Source organism: Lentilactobacillus sp. Marseille-Q4993 (genome assembly GCF_951230165.1).
In the GTDB taxonomy this organism is placed as follows: domain Bacteria; phylum Bacillota; class Bacilli; order Lactobacillales; family Lactobacillaceae; genus Lentilactobacillus.
The window spans coordinates 21,961-39,697 of sequence record NZ_CATNVB010000024.1; the positions used below are offsets into that span (position 1 = coordinate 21,961).

18 protein-coding genes and 1 other annotated feature are annotated in these 17,737 nt (G+C 39.2%); of the genes, 10 read left to right on the plus strand and 8 right to left on the minus strand.

Features of this window, described 5'->3' with window-relative positions; genetic code table 11:
- Positions 1-31: 31 nt before the first annotated feature.
- The 5 genes from QOW94_RS08065 to QOW94_RS08085 form a co-directional block, all read right to left on the minus strand.
- The gene (locus tag QOW94_RS08065; protein ID WP_283679859.1) at positions 32-949 is read right to left on the minus strand and encodes an NAD-dependent epimerase/dehydratase family protein; all 918 of its coding nucleotides are present in this window, start codon (positions 947-949) and stop codon (positions 32-34) included.
- A 56-nt stretch (positions 950-1,005) separates the two neighbouring features.
- Positions 1,006-1,683: a type 1 glutamine amidotransferase domain-containing protein gene (locus QOW94_RS08070; protein WP_283679860.1), complete on the minus strand. Its 678-nt coding sequence runs from the start codon at positions 1,681-1,683 to the stop codon at positions 1,006-1,008.
- Positions 1,680-2,018, minus strand: a complete 339-nt coding sequence (locus tag QOW94_RS08075) for an ArsR/SmtB family transcription factor (protein ID WP_283679861.1) — start codon at positions 2,016-2,018, stop codon at positions 1,680-1,682. Before QOW94_RS08075 ends, QOW94_RS08070 begins: the two co-directional genes overlap by 4 nt.
- A 253-nt stretch (positions 2,019-2,271) precedes the next feature.
- Positions 2,272-3,723 carry an MFS transporter gene (locus QOW94_RS08080; protein WP_283679862.1) on the minus strand — a complete coding sequence of 484 codons (1,452 nt, stop codon included), beginning with the start codon at positions 3,721-3,723 and terminating at the stop codon, positions 2,272-2,274.
- Positions 3,724-3,793: 70 nt separating this feature from the next.
- Positions 3,794-4,348, minus strand: coding sequence for an LOG family protein (locus QOW94_RS08085; RefSeq protein ID WP_283679879.1), 555 nt, complete (start codon positions 4,346-4,348; stop codon positions 3,794-3,796).
- Between the two features lie 68 nt (positions 4,349-4,416).
- Here QOW94_RS08085 and QOW94_RS08090 point away from each other — a divergent pair, with 68 nt between their 5' ends.
- Positions 4,417-4,737, plus strand: coding sequence for a MazG nucleotide pyrophosphohydrolase domain-containing protein (locus QOW94_RS08090; RefSeq protein WP_283679864.1), 321 nt, complete (start codon positions 4,417-4,419; stop codon positions 4,735-4,737).
- A gap of 146 nt (positions 4,738-4,883) precedes the next feature.
- Positions 4,884-5,942, plus strand: a complete 1,059-nt coding sequence (locus QOW94_RS08095; RefSeq protein ID WP_283679865.1) for a baeRF6 domain-containing protein — start codon at positions 4,884-4,886, stop codon at positions 5,940-5,942.
- A gap of 41 nt (positions 5,943-5,983) precedes the next feature.
- Here the strand turns inward: QOW94_RS08095 and QOW94_RS08100 are convergent, their stop codons facing one another.
- On the minus strand, positions 5,984-6,457 hold the full coding sequence (locus QOW94_RS08100) for a hypothetical protein (protein ID WP_283679866.1): 474 nt from the start codon (positions 6,455-6,457) through the stop codon (positions 5,984-5,986).
- A gap of 238 nt (positions 6,458-6,695) precedes the next feature.
- Here QOW94_RS08100 and QOW94_RS08105 point away from each other — a divergent pair, with 238 nt between their 5' ends.
- The 3 genes from QOW94_RS08105 to QOW94_RS08115 all read left to right on the plus strand — a co-directional run bounded on the left by QOW94_RS08105 (position 6,696) and on the right by QOW94_RS08115 (position 9,022).
- Complete coding sequence (locus QOW94_RS08105; protein WP_283679867.1) at positions 6,696-7,016, plus strand: DMT family transporter; 321 nt, start codon at positions 6,696-6,698, stop codon at positions 7,014-7,016.
- 62 nt (positions 7,017-7,078) lie between these two features.
- Positions 7,079-7,600 carry a GNAT family N-acetyltransferase gene (locus tag QOW94_RS08110; RefSeq protein ID WP_283679868.1) on the plus strand — a complete coding sequence of 174 codons (522 nt, stop codon included), beginning with the start codon at positions 7,079-7,081 and terminating at the stop codon, positions 7,598-7,600.
- A 165-nt stretch (positions 7,601-7,765) separates the two neighbouring features.
- Positions 7,766-9,022: an MFS transporter gene (locus tag QOW94_RS08115; RefSeq protein WP_283679869.1), complete on the plus strand. Its 1,257-nt coding sequence runs from the start codon at positions 7,766-7,768 to the stop codon at positions 9,020-9,022.
- Positions 9,023-9,074: 52 nt separating this feature from the next.
- On the opposite strand, the gene QOW94_RS08120 is transcribed toward QOW94_RS08115, so the two are convergent.
- Entirely contained in the window at positions 9,075-10,460 is a 1,386-nt protein-coding gene (locus QOW94_RS08120; protein ID WP_283679870.1) for a L,D-transpeptidase family protein, read from the minus strand.
- Between the two features lie 218 nt (positions 10,461-10,678).
- On the opposite strand from QOW94_RS08120, the gene QOW94_RS08125 reads away from it, so the two are divergent.
- The 5 genes from QOW94_RS08125 (at position 10,679) to QOW94_RS08145 (ending at position 17,070) form a co-directional block, all read left to right on the plus strand.
- On the plus strand, positions 10,679-11,257 hold the full coding sequence (locus QOW94_RS08125; protein ID WP_283679871.1) for a sugar O-acetyltransferase: 579 nt from the start codon (positions 10,679-10,681) through the stop codon (positions 11,255-11,257).
- Between the two features lie 70 nt (positions 11,258-11,327).
- Positions 11,328-11,564: a binding site (T-box leader), on the plus strand.
- A 181-nt stretch (positions 11,565-11,745) separates the two neighbouring features.
- The gene (locus QOW94_RS08130) at positions 11,746-12,561 is read left to right on the plus strand and encodes a 2-keto-4-pentenoate hydratase (protein WP_283679872.1); all 816 of its coding nucleotides are present in this window, start codon (positions 11,746-11,748) and stop codon (positions 12,559-12,561) included.
- A gap of 255 nt (positions 12,562-12,816) precedes the next feature.
- The gene (locus tag QOW94_RS08135) at positions 12,817-13,866 is read left to right on the plus strand and encodes a matrixin family metalloprotease (protein ID WP_283679873.1); all 1,050 of its coding nucleotides are present in this window, start codon (positions 12,817-12,819) and stop codon (positions 13,864-13,866) included.
- A 313-nt stretch (positions 13,867-14,179) separates the two neighbouring features.
- Positions 14,180-16,327, plus strand: a complete 2,148-nt coding sequence (locus tag QOW94_RS08140; RefSeq protein WP_283679874.1) for an amino acid ABC transporter substrate-binding protein/permease — start codon at positions 14,180-14,182, stop codon at positions 16,325-16,327.
- Positions 16,324-17,070 (plus strand): amino acid ABC transporter ATP-binding protein, encoded by a 747-nt coding sequence (locus QOW94_RS08145; protein WP_283679876.1) that lies wholly within the window; start codon positions 16,324-16,326, stop codon positions 17,068-17,070. The genes QOW94_RS08140 and QOW94_RS08145 overlap by 4 nt, the downstream gene beginning before the upstream one ends.
- Positions 17,071-17,245: 175 nt before the next feature.
- On the opposite strand, the gene QOW94_RS08150 is transcribed toward QOW94_RS08145, so the two are convergent.
- Positions 17,246-17,515 (minus strand): YbaK/EbsC family protein, encoded by a 270-nt coding sequence (locus QOW94_RS08150; protein WP_283679877.1) that lies wholly within the window; start codon positions 17,513-17,515, stop codon positions 17,246-17,248.
- Between the last annotated feature and the right edge of the window lie 222 nt (positions 17,516-17,737).

The window sequence follows — 17,737 nt, forward strand, 5'->3', positions numbered from 1 at the left end:
ACTGGCGAATCATCGTTAGCTACTCATGTTTTTATTTGGTTAAAATTTGAGAAATTCCAGATTCAAATGAAGTTATTTGAAAATCTGGGAATTGTGTCTTAAATTTATCCGACAAAAAAATGTTATCCACTTGGTATCGAGGCATCAATTCCATCGATTCTCTTAATGCTGGATTAAATCGACTTCCTAACTTAAACATCCATAACCTGATCACGGAATACTTAATCCGTTTACCTAAAACCCGCTCAGAAATATTGATCATTTCTCGATAAGTAATTCCCTTAGGGGTTGGTAAATGCCAAGTCTGTCCATAAGCAGATTCAGTATTTCCAATTAATGCCATTGCCCGACTAGCATCTGGCGTCCAAATCAATGTTCGAATTGCTTGGTCACTAATTGGTACGAATGGTCGTTTACCTGCTTTGATACGATTAAACACCATCGAATTGGTAATACTTTTGGTGTTATTCGGACCATAGAATTCTGGTGCTCGACAAATGACAATCGGCAAATCACCTTTCTTCATTTCATCTTCCAATCGTTCAACCATCCTGGCCCGTACCGTCGACTTACGACCCTCATGAAGAAATGGGCTGTTCTCAGTTTGCGGTGTATCATCTTTGGCGTACATATAAGTGTTATCAAAAAATACTAATTTGCTGTGAGCTTGCTTACTGGCATTAACGACATTATCTAACATGCCAAGGAATTGTTGTTCCCACATATCTGGATTCATTGGTAATCCCACCGTGAAATATACAATGTCACTGCCTGTAATGGCATTTACTGTTTCATCATAGTCTAGCAAATTAGCAGCAACCGTTTGATCACTTGGGTGAATTTGTTTCGGATTTCGACTTACTAGCCGCAGTTCTTTTGTATAATTTCGATATAATTCTTCAGCTAATTCATGACCAATTTGGCCGTTGCTTCCTAAAATTGTTTGCATTTTTTCTCACCATTTCGTTTAATCGTTTAATCATTTGAACAATTACTTTAAAAAAATTATCTTACTTCTTTGATCAATAATTTAGCAACTGACCGGGCTGAAAAAGGATTCTGCCCCGTAATAAAATGTCCATCTTGAACTGCATAATCCTTATATGCCCGCTTCTGTTTGAAATTAGCACCACGTTTTTCAGCTTCTGCTTTATTAAAAAATGGAACAACTGACTTTTTCCCAGCTAAAATTTCTTCGGCCTTTGTAAATCCCGTGATTGTCCGGCCATCTATCAAATAGTTGTCACTTTCATCTTTAATATTTAGTAAACCGGCAATTCCATGGCATACAGAGGTAACGTAGCCGTTCTGTTGATAGATAGCCAATGCAATTGACTGCAGTTGCTTATCATCTGGAAAATCCCACATCGTTCCATGGCCACCAGCATAGTAAATCGCAAAGTAATTGTCTGGATCAACCTCACTTGGGCTAAGGGTCTCAGTAAGCCCCCGCGTTTTAAAGTCATTGGTTTCATAAAACTCCATAATTGATTCATCAACATACTTCATACTGCGAGGATCTAAAGGAACAAAACCACCTTTAGGGCTAACATAATCAACAGCGATACCGACTTTTTGAAGTTCCTCAGCAAATTCAGTCGACTCTCCAAGCCAAAGACCAGTTGCATCATAGGTCCCAGCGTATCTAGTAACATTGGTTTCTACAATTAATACTTTTTTCATTCTCGGCCACGCTCTTTAATAATCGTCTTAACATTACTAATTAGGTCTTGTAACTGATTGATTTTAGTCAAATCATGAGATAGATAGTAATAATTCTTGGTTCCATCACTTCGGCGCTGAATTAGTTTTGCTTGCATCAGGATTTTGATATGATGTGAAATTGCTGGTCGTGATAACTTAGTAGCATCAGTTAAATCAACAACTCTTAATCCTTCAACTCCATTTTCTGCCGCCATCAATTCGATCAAAATCGCTTGCCGTTTTTCATCCCCTAAAGCGACTAAAAAGTCGCTCAGTCCTGTTAATTGCTTTTGAATTCCGCTTAAATCTTGCATAGTAATTTTTCCTTTGGTTTAATATTTTAAACCATTAAACCATTGATCTTTATACTTGTCAAATAATTTAGCATTCGTCTGTTGAAATACAGACCACTACTAATCCTCACTTTAGTGAACATTTATCAAATCAAAAGATAAGGTCAGTGTTGTAACATATTTTTGATTCAACAAAAAAACTGAGACGCCCCTTCCAGATAATTTGGAAAAGGCGTCTCAATTTATTTATAAACAGTTTGTTTAAGTATTAAAATCACTTAATAACTTCTTTATTAGGATCCCTAAAATTAACAATCATAACCGTTATCAGCAAGATTACCGAAATCGTGAAAACAGCATGAAGTGAATTAAGGACGATTCCATTAACAGCTGCTCTATCAGCAACGTGAGCCGTACTATTTGAACTGATCACGTTATTGATTTCTGAGAACGGAATCCCGTGTAATTGCAATTGAATTACGATGTTAAGCACCGCACCGTAGACGCCGGTCATCACAGTCTGACCTAATGCTCTTCCAAGCGTTAAAATAGCTGATGCCGTTCCAACCAAATCGTCACTAACCAAATGCTGACTAAGAACTGTGTTCATACTAATAATAATTCCAAGCCCGGCTCCGTTGACTGCCGAAATAATATAGAATATCCAGACTGGAAAGTGAATTCCAGCAAACACAAGGAGTAAGTAAAACACTAGCTGAACTCCCATTACGGACAAAGCAATCATCTTCGGTACGAGTTTGGCAATCAAAGTTCCAACAAAAAAAGATGAAATTAGCCACATAATCGAACTCGAAGTAACCACCATTCCCGCTCCGGTTGCCGGAATTCGATAAATCGACTGTAACCAAATCGGTAAGTATACTTGAAACCCGATTAGAACCCCACTCAAAATTGTCACCGTGATAATCTGGACGTTAAACGTCTGGTTTTTGAAAATTGTCATCGGAATCAACGGGTCAGAAAATCTACCCTCTTGTCTGATGAACAACCAAAAACTAATTGCCGCCATTACCAGCAAACTAACGGTTACAACAACGTTTGCCGTAATGTTCTGAACTGCAAGCAAAACGCCAATTAAGCCAATCGATAACCAGGTAATCCCAAGCCAGTCGATCTTCATCATTTTCCTGTCGGTATTTTGTTCCTGATAACCAATCAAAATAACAACAAACACAATCAATCCCAGTGGTACGTTCACAAAGAACACCCAGTGCCAGGAAAGGTTATCCACCAAGAAGCCACCCAATAATGGTCCAATCAGTGCAGAAAGCCCCCAAGCCGTGTTATTGAATGCCATGATTCGAGCCCGTTCTTCAAAGCTGTAGTAGTCAGCAATGATCGTAAACGTCAACGGCATAACTGCCCCTGCTCCGATTCCCTGTAATGCCCTAGACATAATCAAAAAGATTATTGATGGGGATAAACCACTCAGCAGTGAACCAAGTGAAAACACAATAACTCCAAATTGAAAGACTTTTTTACGTCCCAAAGTATCAGCTAACTTTCCATAGATTGGAGTCGTTATTGCAGTCGTTAATAAGTAAGCACTCATTATCCAGCTCTGAAAGGCCAAACCATGGAGTTCACTTATAATTGAAGGTAATGCCGTAGTAACGATTGTTACCTCAACTGAGGTCATGAACGTCGCGATAAACACCGCCAACATCACCAATCCACGGTTTTTACCCTTTTTTCCAGATTCCATTTTGACATCCCTTCCACAAATTAATCACAAGAATATATTGTACGCCATTCATTCTAAGATGCCAATCTAACTAATACGTCCGAATATCCGGAGCCTGATAGTTCTCCATAAACTGTTTGATTTCCTCCAGAGAATCAGAAAAGAGGAGCTTGTTTCGGTCATCCCTGGTCAAAAATTCCTTTTCGGTCATTTGATCAAACATTGTCTGGAGGGGATCATAGTATCCGTCTACATTCAATAAAGCACTTGGGGTTGAATTGTCACCAATTCTAGCCCATGAAAAAGCCTGGCTTATCTCTTCAAGGGTCCCGGGTCCTCCGGGCAGAGCGATACACCCATCAGACTCAGTCATCATCATTTTCTTTCTAACGTCCATATTTTCAACAATTTTCAGATCTGTAATCCATTCAAGAGCTGCCCCACGGTCGAACAGCTCCTTAGGCATAATTCCGTGAACTACCCCACCAGCGTTGATGACTGACCGACCAAGTAATCCCATCAAGCCAACCCCACCGCCACCATAGACTAATTCATAGTCATTGGCTACCAACCACTGAGCTAATTCAATCGTGGCATCTTTATACTCTTGACGATTCCCAGTTGACGCCCCGCAATAGACTGCAATTTTTTAATCATTATGCATTTCTCCTCTATAATTAAAGCTATAGTTAATAATATCACGGAGGAAAACTAATGGATATCAACGAACACATGAACTGGCTAATCAAATTTTACGAAAAGAGAAATTGGTATCATTACGCCCCACCAATCAGGCTCAACTACCTAACGGAGGAGGTTGGTGAGTTATCAAGAGCCATTCGGGCAATTGAATTTGGACGCGACCACCCTGGCGAACGCGAACAAACAACTAAGGAAAAACAAGCCAACTTGATTGAAGAACTTGCGGATGTGATTGACCAGACTCTGATTATTTGTTCAAAGTATCACATCGACCCCAATGTGCTATTCGAAGCAAGTGAAAAGAAACTTAAGGCCCGTTTTCACGAAGAATAATCATTACAATCCTGTTAACTATAATAAACGGAGACTTTTCAGGATAAGATTGTGAAAATATCTCAACTCAAATGCTAAACCAATTTTTTATCATTAGCCGTTCTTTCTGATACAATCGAGGTATAGAAAATAAAGGAGTGAAGTATATGGCAACACTAGTAGAATTAAATCAAGTTCCTTCGGTCTTAAAAAATGAAAACGATATCATTACTTTGAGCGTTAACTTAGATAAACTGAGACAACAAGATAAGAGCGAAAAAATCGCCTTGAAGAATTCGTTACTTGATATCAATCGTTATTGCAAAGCTCATAATTTTAATGACGCAGATCAAATTGAACGCGATATCAATAGTTTGCTCGATCAAAATCTCCCTTATTCAGGAATCTCGATATTCATCCAAATTGGTGATGACAAACTATATTGTCTCCCACGGACAAGTGTATCTGAAACTAAAGCAACGATTGGTTATGCACCCGACCTCATTTCCATCCTTGGCGAGCAACCAAATCAGACCTACTACCTTGTTGCCCTAGATGGTGAAAGTTTCAGCCTATTCACAGTCAAGGACAAGAGCGTGAAGAAGATTGAACTTCCAAAAGACGCCCCTACTGACATGATAGAAACTCTGGGCTCAGAAAAACGCGGTGGTGAAACAAACTACAGCTCGAACGGTGAAGCTGCCAACTATCATGGTCATAATGAAACAAGTAAGGAAAAACAAATTGATCAGGAACGTTACTATCGTGAAATCATCAACTATTTAGTCACTAACGCTGGAACCAAAGAAGCCATTATTTTAATGGGTTTAAAGCAAAACATTTCGCTGTTCAAACGACTAAACGATAAACTAAAAATTTCTGATATTGAAATCTCAAAATCACCAACTAACCTGACTGATTCAAAAATCGTTAGTGAGGCAGAAACGACTATTTCGGAAGCAGAGAGTCAAAACGTTGAAAACCAATTGATCAAAGATAATGGCAAACCACTCGTAACCGATTTATCAAGCATTAATGATTTAATTACTAGTGGTACTCTAAACCAACTTATCGTCAACGTTGAGCGAATCGTTGTTGAAGGTGATAAGGACCTTTACGATGATATAAATCAACTAATGACAAACGCTTTAAGAATAAAAGCTAACATTATCGTCCTCAAAAAAGATGACCCTCGAATTGGGTTGATAGCGGCAAAAAGTTATTAAATGTAAATGGCCTGAATATCATATGATTTTCAGGCCTTTTATTAGTGTTTAAATTGACTGTTCTTAATTACTTTAACATTCGGATTAACGTAGTAATAATATTGAGTCATCGTTGGATCATAAATTGACTGCTGACCAAAAACATCAAAGGCGTGGTATATTTTCTTCTTCTCGCCTGGCTTTACTATCACGGCTTTATGCGGGAAGACCACGCTTGATTTATTTTTGGGAAAGTCCTTTCGGTAATACTTAATATTCTTGAACTCAAACTTGATTGTTTTGTTAGAGTTGTTCTTTATCGTCATATTCCGATAAACCCTAACATATACACTAGGTGACTTTTTGGCATCGTAATGCCAAGCCCCGTTTAATTGAACTTTTTTTCGTTGAATCGCAGAAATCTGGTTGTAGTTATGAATTTTAGTTACCTTTGCTTGAGCGGTCCACCCAAATGCCTGACTGGAAACCACGACCGTTAAAGCCGCAAGAGATAACTTTTTAATATTGTATTTCATACTAGGATATTAACAACAAAGGGTCTCTACTTCAACCTTTTTAAGGAAACGTAAAACTGTAGTAACACTCCCTTAACATGTAGTAATGCGCAAAAATTGACTACATCCTTTTTTTCAGTTATGCTTAATTGTAATTTAAAGCTATTCGCCACCGGGCGACTGAACTTGGTTCGCAGCAATTCTCATTAGGTCTTAGAAGAGAATTGTGGGCGGCCATTTTTTTATGGAGGAAATTATTATGGTATGGATTCATTTAATTATTGCTGGTCTATTCGAAGTTTTTTGGGCAACGATGATGAAACTTAGTCATGGTTTTTCAAAATTGGACTATTCAATCGCTACCGTTGTTGGAATGTTTCTAAGTTTTTATTTCTTAGCAAAAGCTACTAAGCAAATGCCACTGAGTCTGGCATACCCCATTTGGACTGGAATTGGAGCCTTAGGGGCAATTCTTGTAGGAGCAATCTTTTTTAAAGACTCCCTATCACCACTTACTTGGGTATTTGTCGCGTTTCTACTAATTGGTTTAATCGGTATCAAGATGACTAGTGGCCATTAAGCCTTTCATTTTAATTTAACTTTGCGTATAATTGTTTTTTCAGTTTTATAAGGAGATAGGCAATGAAAACCAAAGTTAGAAAATGCAATATTGATGACGTTCACGATTTGATCGACGTTGCGGTTACCACGTTTGTTGAGACGTTTCTACCTAAAAACAGTCAGCGTAACATTGATAAGTACGTTCGAACTGCATTTTCAACATCCCAAATAATGGATGAAATGTACAATCCCCACTCTCAATTCTTTCTCATTTATTATGATGAAAAGATTGCAGGTTATATGAAAATCAACACTGGCGCCGCTCAGACTGAACCCCACGGTAATAAAGCGATTGAAATTCAACGGTTATATATTCTAGATAAATTCAAGCGAATGGGACTCGGTTCAGATTTGATGAGTAAGGCTATTGCCATTGCGAAGAACACCCATAAAGATGAGATTTGGCTTGGTGTTTGGGAGCATAATCAAACCGCTCAGGATTTTTACACCACTTTTGGGTTCGCGCATACGGGCGATCACCCATTTAAGATTGGTACCGACGTTCAGCACGATTGGATTATGACAAAATCAATCGCGTCATAAAGTTAAAATGATCAGACCTGGATATCACTAGACTCACAAGCAAGAACACAACGTTGTTTACTTAACAATACGCTGTGTTTTTATTTTACTTACTTATTCTGAAACCGTTTTAGTTGGTTGATTATTATTTTCATGTCATAATTAAACAATGATAAGGAGAATAGTATGAAAACAATAACCCCCACCAAAAATTGGCGGCCAAATATCTACCTTTTCTTGTCTAGCCAATTCATAACTGGAATTACTAGTATGGTTGTCCAGTACGCCATTATCTGGTACCTAACAAAAGAGACTGGATCTGCAACGGTTCTCAGCATTGCAACATTATTAGGAATGTTACCAATGGCTGTCCTTAGTCCATTTGTCGGTCCACTCGTGGACCGTTGGAATAAAAAAGCGCTTTTGATTGTACCTGATATCGTTGCGGCATTATTTGCCATTATTCTATCAATTTCTGGAACTTTGTCGACTCATTTCCCACTGTGGCTAGTATTCATTTCTCTATTTGTGCGGTCAGTGGCCCAAACGTTTCAACTACCAACGATTCAGTCAATTATTCCCACGATGGTGCCAGAAAAAGAACTCACTAAAATCAACGGTCAACTAGGGATTGTCCAGTCAGCCAACATGATAATCGCCCCTGCTCTTGGTGCGTTCCTTTTTTCTCTGGTCCACATCAATATCCTTATTTTACTGGATGTTGTCGGGGCAATTTTAGGAATGCTGATTTTGTTTGGGGTTTCAATTCCAAATAATAAGAAACCAACTGAAAAGCTAAATATTCTTGGCGATACAAAATTAGGTTTAAAACTCCTTGTTGGCAACCGTGGACTTTGGATACTAACAATTATCGGGGCCGTGTTTACCATGATCCTAATGCCCGCTGTCAGCATGTACCCATTGATGACAATGCAATATTTTCACGGTACGGTAGCCCAAGCCGGTCTAATTGAAGTCGTTTACTCCGTCGGAATGCTAGTCGGTGGAGCAATTATTGGGGTATTTGGAAAGTGGCGAGACCGGATGATCCCAGTTCTCTGGTCATACCTCGTAATGGGAATTAGTTTTCTATTCAGTGGGTTAATTCCTGGCAATAAAGCTGGCTTTATCTATTTTATTGGGTTGAATATTCTTGGAGGACTAGCCACCCCTTTTTTCAATACCCTAATGATGGCAATGATGCAACAATCATTTCCGCCAGAGCAACTAGGCCGGGTATTAGGGATTTTTAACTCCATTTTGTATATTACTGGCCCGCTTGGCTTGATTTTTGCTGGCCCGCTTGCGGATATGATTGGAGTTGAAAAACTGTTTGTACTGGCTGGAATTGGTACCCTAGTTTGTGGAGCCGCTAATTGGTTAATTCCAAGAGCAAGAAAATACGATATCGAACTGATGAATCGAAGAAACACAGAAGAATAATTAGTCAAAAAAGACACCTCCTGCTTTTACACAGTTGGTGTCTTTTGTAAATTTAATAATAAATTACAACTGGTTCATAGGCTTTAGTATTTGCCCATACTTTCTTCATTAACGAAGGCGGGTTATTGATACATCCATGTGAATGATAATGAGCGCGATAACTTGGGTTACCGTAAACATACGAAGGTTGCCATGGAGAGTCGTGCAATCCGACCCCTGACATCGTGATTGGTTCCCAATAGTTCACTGGAGATGCATACTTAGAACCGTCATCGTTCTTTCCCCTAAGGGTTGCATTCCGATCCTTATACATAATGTAATATGCACCGGTTGGAGTACTGTTACCCCCACTAAGGGTTCCTGACATAACTGGGACCTTAACTTTCAGTTTACCATTAACGTAAACATATTCACGAAGGTTTTTAAGGTCAACAGCTACGTAAGTTTTACCAACTCCCTTTTTGCCGTACCCAGTTCCTTGAACATAATGCTTAAGGTTCATCGTCTTAGATCTACCACTTTGCAGGTTAGCCACGATATTCCTAGTGAACAGTCCCTGATTGATTTCCCAACCATAAGTTCCACCGGGTACCTTGACCTTCCGCTTGTTGTGGGTTCTGATTGTAACTGGTTTACCCTTGGTATCAGCTTTCTTTGCTAATGCTTTTACACGAGCTGCCACCTTAGTACTTCCAAACTGGTAAGTACCGTTTTGGAGTTGCTTGGCATCCGTCACGTAGTTTCTAGCCTTAAACGTCCAGGTCGTTGTTGGTGTCTTAACTTTCACTGTGTTATCCAGTAAGTTGTTTAGCTTAACGTGCTGATGCTTAACTGCCTTGCTATTTGGCTTATCGTATTCCTTTTGCTTCTTTGGAACCGAGATGACCAATTCGCTCTTTGCCTGTTTCTTAAATTGCTTGACCATCCACTGCTTATCAAGCTCAGTTCCCTGCTTACCATCCTTAACAACAGCTTTACCATTAACTAAGTTTACCGTTGAATTGACAGTTTGTTCTCGGGAAGCATTGATTTTGTCAATTTTATTTTTAAACTTTGGTAGTATCTTCGTTAACCGATACTTTTGTTGTTTCTTAGAAATGACGTTGCCAGCATCAAACTGTTGTTTAGTCATCATGCTCATCGAGTTCCTGGTTGAGAATAGTTGTTCAACATTATCCTTATCCACTTTAACTTGTGAACTTTTCAGTACTATGTAGTTTGGCTTTGCTTTAACGGCATCATCATTCAATTTTTCAGTCGCTTGAGCAACTGTCATTCCAGAAACATTGACCCCGTCAATCGAAGTCATCTTAAAATGACTATTATAATAAAGCGTCGATCCTAAAATTCCAATGGCTACAACTGCGACCCCCGCAGTGATGCCAGAAATGATTCGGGACCTTCTCCGCCTCTTTCTTACCTCTTCTTTACGCGACATATTTTCCCCACCTTTAATTTGTAACTACACCTAAGTTTAATAGTTTCCGAACAACCGTTCCATTTTTTTGTCCTTTTTTGTTTAACCTTAACTAAATCTTCAATTTTTGATTTACCCAACTTTAAAACTAAAAAGTAATAGCATCCGGAGCGGAACCGCATTCATACTGACAAATTAATGATACAATTAATTCATCTTATAAATAAAGGTGATTAATTATGACTGACAATAGAACAGAAAAAGAAAAATTCTTAGCTGGTGACCCTTATAATATTATGGATCCAGAATTAGCAGCTGAGGAAACCACTGCTCGTCGTTTATGCAAAATGATGAACGAATTAGATGACACTGCTTCAGAAGAAAAGGACGAGTTGATTCGAAAACTATTTGGGTCAGTTGGTAAAAGTCCTTGGGTACAGCCTAACTTCCGTTGTGATTTTGGGTATAACATTCACGTTGGTGATTACTTCATGTGTAACTACGACAACGTAATCTTAGACATTGCCCCCGTAACAATTGGTGACCATTGTATGCTTGCGCCGCACGTCCAAATCTATGCTGCCTATCATCCTAAGGATCCCAAAGGTCGAGCAGATTTTATTGGCTTAGGCAAACCCGTCACATTGGGAGATCATATCTGGGTTGGTGGCGGTTCCGTAATTCTACCAGGAGTCACTCTTGGTAATAATGTTATCGTTGGGGCTAACTCTACAGTCACTAAGTCGTTTGGTGATAATGTCATTATTGCTGGCAACCCTGCTCGAGTAATTAGTGAGAACATTCCCGAGGAAAATTAAACTTTTTTCATTTTTATTGTTGACACCGTTAGGAAATGGTTGTATCTTATTGCCAATCATTAAATTCCGATTAAATACTATGAAGAGAACCACGAGTTATCATTTGTGCTCAGAGAGATTCCGTTTGGTGAGAGGAACCCACATTTTTAACCCGTTATCATCTCCGAGTTATTCGATGAATTTTTAGTAGTCGAATTGGTGTCCACCCATTATTGTGGCAGCGTATCGCTTCGGCCGTACGTCTGAGGTAGTTCTAGTGATGGAACTACGAAAATAGGTGGTAACCCGTTTATTAAACGTCCTATATGGTACATAAGTACGGTTAGGGCGTTTTTTGGTTTTTAATGAAAATTTATTTTTGGTGGTGAGGAAAATGGAATCGCAGATTATGGTTTCAAATGAAGATCCAGTTCAGATTAGTAGATCAAATAAAAAATTAGGAAAAGTCCTCGCCATTATTAGGTGGGGACCCACAGGAGGACTCACTTATGGATACACAATTAACAGTAACAAAGAATGCTTTATCAGAAACTCAACGCAAATTTGCTAAGGAATTATACAACTCATACGAAACCCATCAAGCGTTAGTTGAGGATAACTTCAATGGCGTAGTTACCAATGAAGATGATGCTTACGCAGTGCAGTCAATGGTGACTGAAATGAAGGGCGAAGCTGTTGGAGGCTACAAAGTTTCCCTTACTAGCAAACAGACTCAAGATATGTTTGATTCTGACTCCCCACTTTACGGAGCTCAAGTTACATCTCACTTTATGCAATCACCGGTTGAACTCCATCAGGCCGAACTAATGGAGCCGCTAGCTGAGGTGGAAATGTTATTCACAGTAACTGAGGACGTATCTTCATCAGATTCACTGGAAGATTTGATGCACAAAACATTAGTTGCACCAGCAGTTGAAGTACCCGACTCACGTTTCAGCGATTGGTTCCCTAGTTTATCTAAATACATGGTTATGTCGGATTCAGCGGTTGGGGGCTTTGTGACTTACGGTGAAGAAGTTAGAACTGACGACTTATTTGATACAGTTGATGATGTTGCTCATGTTAACTGTGAGCTATTCCACGATGGTAAAAAGTTAAAGGATGGTCAATCGTCAGAAGTTTTAGGAAACCCACTAAAATCACTCCACTGGCTAGTTGAAAAACTCGAAGAGCAAGGGACCCCACTTCAAAAGGGGCAGCGGGTTTCAAGCGGAACATTCTTACTGCCAGAATCATTAACCACTGGTAGATGGAAGGCCACATTTGATAAGGGGCTCGGCTCTGTTTTCTTACACGTAAAATAAACCAATTAATTTAGCCATAACAAAACCTACTCACTTTCACATAGAACAAAATCATAGGCGTTTGCTTCTTTTCAGGGGAGAAGCACTAACACATAATAACGGACATATATGATAACTTACTGGATTACCCTTTCCTTAAAAACACCATCAGACTAATAAACAATCTGATGGTGTTTTTTTGCAAAAATGAAGATGTGCTATTCCATGAAATCAACAGAGTTATGTTATATTTAAATTAGATAAGGGGGAATTACAATGAAATTCAACAAGTTATTAAAAACTACTATATTACTAACTCTAAGCGTTAGTGTATTTTCGGTTGGAGTTCCCCCACTTTTTAATTCAACAAAGGCTGCTACTCGCATCGTAAATCACACCACGATTCCGACTAGGCAAGTGAAGCCGACCACTACGTATCTTTACCGGTCAACAACCCTAACAAAAAAACTAACGTTTAAAAGTAATCGGCTGGATACAAGGCTCTATACGAATAAAAAGTTTACGGTTAAGAACAATAAGCAAAAAACAGTTACCGTTTACTACATTTTTAACAAGAACAAATCTTTAACGGGTTACCTACCAACCAGTAAACTTAAAATAACCACCACTTCGAAGAAGAAAGTTACTCCGTCAATCTCCCGGACAAAACTCAATAGTGAGATCAAAGCTTCACCCGATTTAGATCCGAGTGATTTGCTAACAAGTTTGACTAAAAACGATTATCAAGTATACAGGCCAACCTTAAATAAGGCTTTTAACGTTTACCGATTATCACCTAAAGGCACTTTCGTCGGCAATACCGCCTCTGTGTACGTCCCTTCAGATAGCTTGAAACCAATCGCTAAGGAAGCCTTTGAAAAATGGAATTCGGCACTAGCAAGTAACGTATTTACGTTCGGAACTAAGACGCACAACACCCTTAGTATCCGGTTTGCAAATGCAGCCTCTGAGCAATGGGACGGCATGTACAATGGGCACACCGTTTATATCGATCAAAGTAGATTTGACGATTCAAAGTATCCTACTACGTACTTAAACCCCAAGCTTGCTTCTCAATTCACCAATCGCCAATACTGGCTTGGTGTCATCACCCATGAGTTAGGTCATGTTTTAGGGCTTGACCATACTGGTTACCAAATTGATTTAATGTATTCCCCAACCAGCTCAGGAAATGTCATTGCTAAATATCAATGGAAGCACCCTATTCAACGAAGTGATACTGGATTAGACGGAACTGAAATGGCAACGATTACGGAAGGAGATCTGAGTAGAGCAAAATTAGCAAGGAATTTAGGTTACTGGTAATCATGACTGCCGGTAAGAATTGCAGGGTAAAAGCACAGCGATAATTCTCTTTTTTGAAATTATTGCTGTGTTTTTGTCTACTTATGGATCACCTAGTAATTACTCCAACCTCATCCTCATCACGGCTATAAGGGCTGAGCAACTTAATTATCCCTCTTATTTATTTCTCATTAACTTTCCCCATTTAGCAAGTTTTACTACCCCTCTTCGTGATATTAACGCGCTTTCACGGAGTCTAATGTCATGTACATTTTCTTAAAAATCTGGTATTCTATCAGTGTTACATTTTGTTACATCAAGTAGGAGGACAATTATGAAACGGAAGTTTTTCAATGCTAGTTTTCTAATTGCTTTTCTTGGAGCGCTATTATTTATTTTTTCATTATCTCCCGTCTCCAGTAAAGCTGAGAAAACTTACCAAATAGGTACTGATGTTACATACCCACCATTTGAGTTTGCAAATAAGCAAAATAAATACGTGGGAATTGACATAGATGTTATGAAAGCAATCGCCAAAGAAGAGGGATTTAAGGTCAATATCAAGCCAGTCGGCTTTAATGCTGCAGTCCAGTCCCTCGATGCTGGTCAGATTGATGGTGTTATTGCCGGGATGACAATGACTCCAGAGCGGGTTGAAAAATTCGACTTTGGAACCCCCTACTATAAAACGGGTGTGGTAATGGCCGTTGGGAAGAACAGCAGCATCAATAGTTTTAAGCAGCTTAAGGGCAAACGAGTTGCTTTAAAGACCGGTACCGCTGCCGCTAGTTATGCTGAGAGTATCCAAAAGAAATACGGGTTTAAGACAGTAACCTTTGATGACTCTGATAACATGTACCGGGACGTTGAAACGGGAAACTCAGTTGCCTGTTTTGAAGATCAACCTGTTATGCAGTACGCCATCAAACAAGGTTCAAAATTAAAAATCGTTACCAAGCCTGCTAACCAGGGTTACTATGGTTTTGCCGTTCAAAAGAATAAGAACAAAGAATTGGTCAAAAAGTTTAACGCAGGCCTTAAAAAGATTAGACAAAACGGCACCTATGACCAAATCGTAGGTAAGTATCTAGGTGATGGTGGCAACCCTAAAGTAAAGGGTAAGACTTTCACGATTGGTACTGACGTTACCTTCCCTCCATTTGAGTTTGCAAATAAACAAAACAAATATGTCGGGATCGATATGGACTTAATGAAGGCAATTGCCAGAGAGCAAGGCTTTAAAGTTAAGATCAAAGCGCTTGGGTTTAACGCTGCTGTTCAATCACTCGAATCAGGTCAAATAGATGGTGTGATTGCCGGAATGTCGATCACAAATGACCGGAAGAAACAATTCGACTTCTCCTCACCTTACTTCCAATCAGGAGTGGTAATGGCAGTTAATCCAAAAGGTAAAGTTAACAGTTTAAAGGATCTAAAGGGTAAACGAGTAGCTATCAAAACTGGTACTTCAGGAGCGGATTATGCCAACAGTATCAAGAAAAAGTACGGCTTCAAAACCGTAACGTTTGATGATTCTAACAATATGTACCAAGACGTAATTACCGGTAATTCAGCTGCTTGTTTTGAAGATCAACCGGTTATGCAATACGCAATCAAACAAGGAACCAAGCTACAAATCGTCACAAAACCTGCCCTAGCTGGTGATTATGGTTTCGCCGTTAAAGAAGGTCAGAATCAAGCCTTACTTAATGCATTTAACACCGGATTGAAAGATTTGAAGGCTAGCGGTAGTTATGACAGTATTGTTGAAAACTATCTTGGAAGTAAAAAGGATCAAAAAATCGTCACAAAGGGATCAACTTCTGATGATCGGTCATTTATTGGATTGATTAAAGAAAATAAAGATGCTCTTTTAAGTGGTTTGAGTCAGACAATGTGGTTAACCATTGTTGCAATCTTCTTCGCTACGATTTTTGGAATCATTGTCGGACTACTAGGTGTTATTCCGAATAGGTTTGGGAATGGCGTTTCAAGCGTCTTAGTTTATGTATTCAGAGGAATGCCATTGCTTGTGCTTGCTCTATTCATCTACACAGGAATTCCAAGTTTAACTGGTACCAAGATTCCAGCTTTCGTTGCAGGTATCATCACGCTTACGTTTAACGAAGGAGCGTACATTGCCGCGTTTGTTAAGGGTGGAATCGAAGCCGTCGATAAAGGCCAAATGGAAGCTGCTCGCAGTTTAGGTCTTCCGTTTGGAAAATCAATGAGAAAAGTTATCCTTCCACAAGGAATCAAAATTATGATTCCGTCATTCATCAACCAGTTTATTATTACCCTAAAGGATACATCGATTCTTTCAATCATCGGGATTCTGGAACTTACACAAACAGGTAAGATTATTATTGCCAGAAATCTTGAAGGATTCAAAGTTTGGACAATCGTTGCCGTAATGTACTTAGTCATCATCACGTTGTTGACATGGCTTTCAAACTGGGTACAAAGGAGAACTAAAGTATGAGTGAAAATCAAGCAAAAATAAAGGTTTCTGATTTAAAGAAACAATATGGCGATAACCTTGTTTTAAAGGGTATCAATCTAGAAGTTGCTAACAATGAAGTGGTCGTTGTAATTGGCCCTTCAGGTTCGGGTAAGAGTACGTTTCTAAGAACTCTTAACAAACTAGAGGAACCAACTTCAGGATCAATCATCATTGATGGAATTGATATTGCAAAAAAAGATACGGATATCAATACCGTTCGCGAAAACATCGGGATGGTGTTCCAACATTTTAATTTGTTCAATAACCTAACCGTTGGCCAAAACATAACTCTTGCTCCTGTCGAACTCAGCAAAGAAACCCAGAGTGAGGCTGACCAACAAGCAAAGAAACTATTAGATATGGTTGGTTTGGAAGAAAAGTTTGGGGCTAAAGTTCAATCACTCTCCGGTGGACAACAGCAACGGGTTGCCATTGCACGAGCTCTTGCAATGAATCCAGATGTCATGCTATTTGACGAACCAACCTCTGCTCTTGATCCTGAAATGGTTGGCGATGTCCTCGAAGTCATGAAAAGACTTGCAACCCAAGGTATGACGATGGTTGTTGTCACCCACGAAATGGGATTTGCTAAAGAAGTTGCTGATCGGGTTGTTTTTGTCGACGACGGCCAGATTCTTGAAGAAGGAACTCCGGACGAAGTGTTCAGTCATCCTAAAAATGAGCGGCTTAAGAGCTTCTTAGATAAGATTTTAAACGTTTAAATATATATTGAATAACAAGACACCCGGAACTAGCTTAATGCTAGCTACGGGTGTTTTTTTGCGTTTTAAAGTAGATCGGTTACAATCATTTTATTATCGTGTTGCTCAATAATGCTTATCAACCCTTTGTCTTAACTGCAGTACTCTCGTTAGAATGGACCCAAATCCGTTGCTTCTAAGTGAACTGCTTATCCAGGTAAAATACCACATCACGCAATTCATTATTCAGTAATCCTAATGGGGTTGGTGAACCAGGAGTTAAGCCTAGTTTCTCTTTTAAGGCAGATTCAGACGCAAACGCCAGTCGTCTCGTATTATATTCATAACTAAATTTATTTAAATCTTTTCTTCGAGAACCATCGATTGAAATCAGATAATAGTTTTTCTTCTTATCAGCTTTAACGAAGATATTTTTTGCATCTTTTTTTGGATACGGAAATTCCACTTGGAAAACTTCCTGCGTGCTGTCTTTGTGATCCGTTACTTCGTACCAAAGCCCCTGCTCGGCAAGAAACGAAGAAATCTGTTGCCTATTTATCAGGCTGTACACTTTTTAGTGTGATAGAGAAATCTATCGCACTATTTTTTTGGACGCAAAAGGACACCTGTCCCTTTTGCTATAATGAATTCACCACAAACCATTTAGAAAAGAGGAAAACAGATGTCC

Bases quoted from the DNA above. Each gene is read 5' to 3' on its own strand.
- QOW94_RS08110 (WP_283679868.1), top strand. From the start codon at position 7,079: ATGAAAACCAAAGTTAGAAAATGCAATATTGATGACGTTCACGATTTG.
- QOW94_RS08115 (WP_283679869.1), top strand. From the start codon at position 7,766: ATGAAAACAATAACCCCCACCAAAAATTGGCGGCCAAATATCTACCTT.
- QOW94_RS08125 (WP_283679871.1), top strand. From the start codon at position 10,679: ATGACTGACAATAGAACAGAAAAAGAAAAATTCTTAGCTGGTGACCCT.
- QOW94_RS08095 (WP_283679865.1), top strand. From the start codon at position 4,884: ATGGCAACACTAGTAGAATTAAATCAAGTTCCTTCGGTCTTAAAAAAT.
- QOW94_RS08135 (WP_283679873.1), top strand. From the start codon at position 12,817: ATGAAATTCAACAAGTTATTAAAAACTACTATATTACTAACTCTAAGC.
- QOW94_RS08075 (WP_283679861.1), bottom strand. From the start codon at position 2,018: ATGCAAGATTTAAGCGGAATTCAAAAGCAATTAACAGGACTGAGCGAC.
- QOW94_RS08105 (WP_283679867.1), top strand. From the start codon at position 6,696: ATGGTATGGATTCATTTAATTATTGCTGGTCTATTCGAAGTTTTTTGG.
- QOW94_RS08145 (WP_283679876.1), top strand. From the start codon at position 16,324: ATGAGTGAAAATCAAGCAAAAATAAAGGTTTCTGATTTAAAGAAACAA.
- QOW94_RS08080 (WP_283679862.1), bottom strand. From the start codon at position 3,723: ATGGAATCTGGAAAAAAGGGTAAAAACCGTGGATTGGTGATGTTGGCG.
- QOW94_RS08090 (WP_283679864.1), top strand. From the start codon at position 4,417: ATGGATATCAACGAACACATGAACTGGCTAATCAAATTTTACGAAAAG.
- QOW94_RS08130 (WP_283679872.1), top strand. From the start codon at position 11,746: ATGGATACACAATTAACAGTAACAAAGAATGCTTTATCAGAAACTCAA.
- QOW94_RS08120 (WP_283679870.1), bottom strand. From the start codon at position 10,460: ATGTCGCGTAAAGAAGAGGTAAGAAAGAGGCGGAGAAGGTCCCGAATC.
- QOW94_RS08070 (WP_283679860.1), bottom strand. From the start codon at position 1,683: ATGAAAAAAGTATTAATTGTAGAAACCAATGTTACTAGATACGCTGGG.
- QOW94_RS08065 (WP_283679859.1), bottom strand. From the start codon at position 949: ATGCAAACAATTTTAGGAAGCAACGGCCAAATTGGTCATGAATTAGCT.
- QOW94_RS08100 (WP_283679866.1), bottom strand. From the start codon at position 6,457: ATGAAATACAATATTAAAAAGTTATCTCTTGCGGCTTTAACGGTCGTG.
- QOW94_RS08140 (WP_283679874.1), top strand. From the start codon at position 14,180: ATGAAACGGAAGTTTTTCAATGCTAGTTTTCTAATTGCTTTTCTTGGA.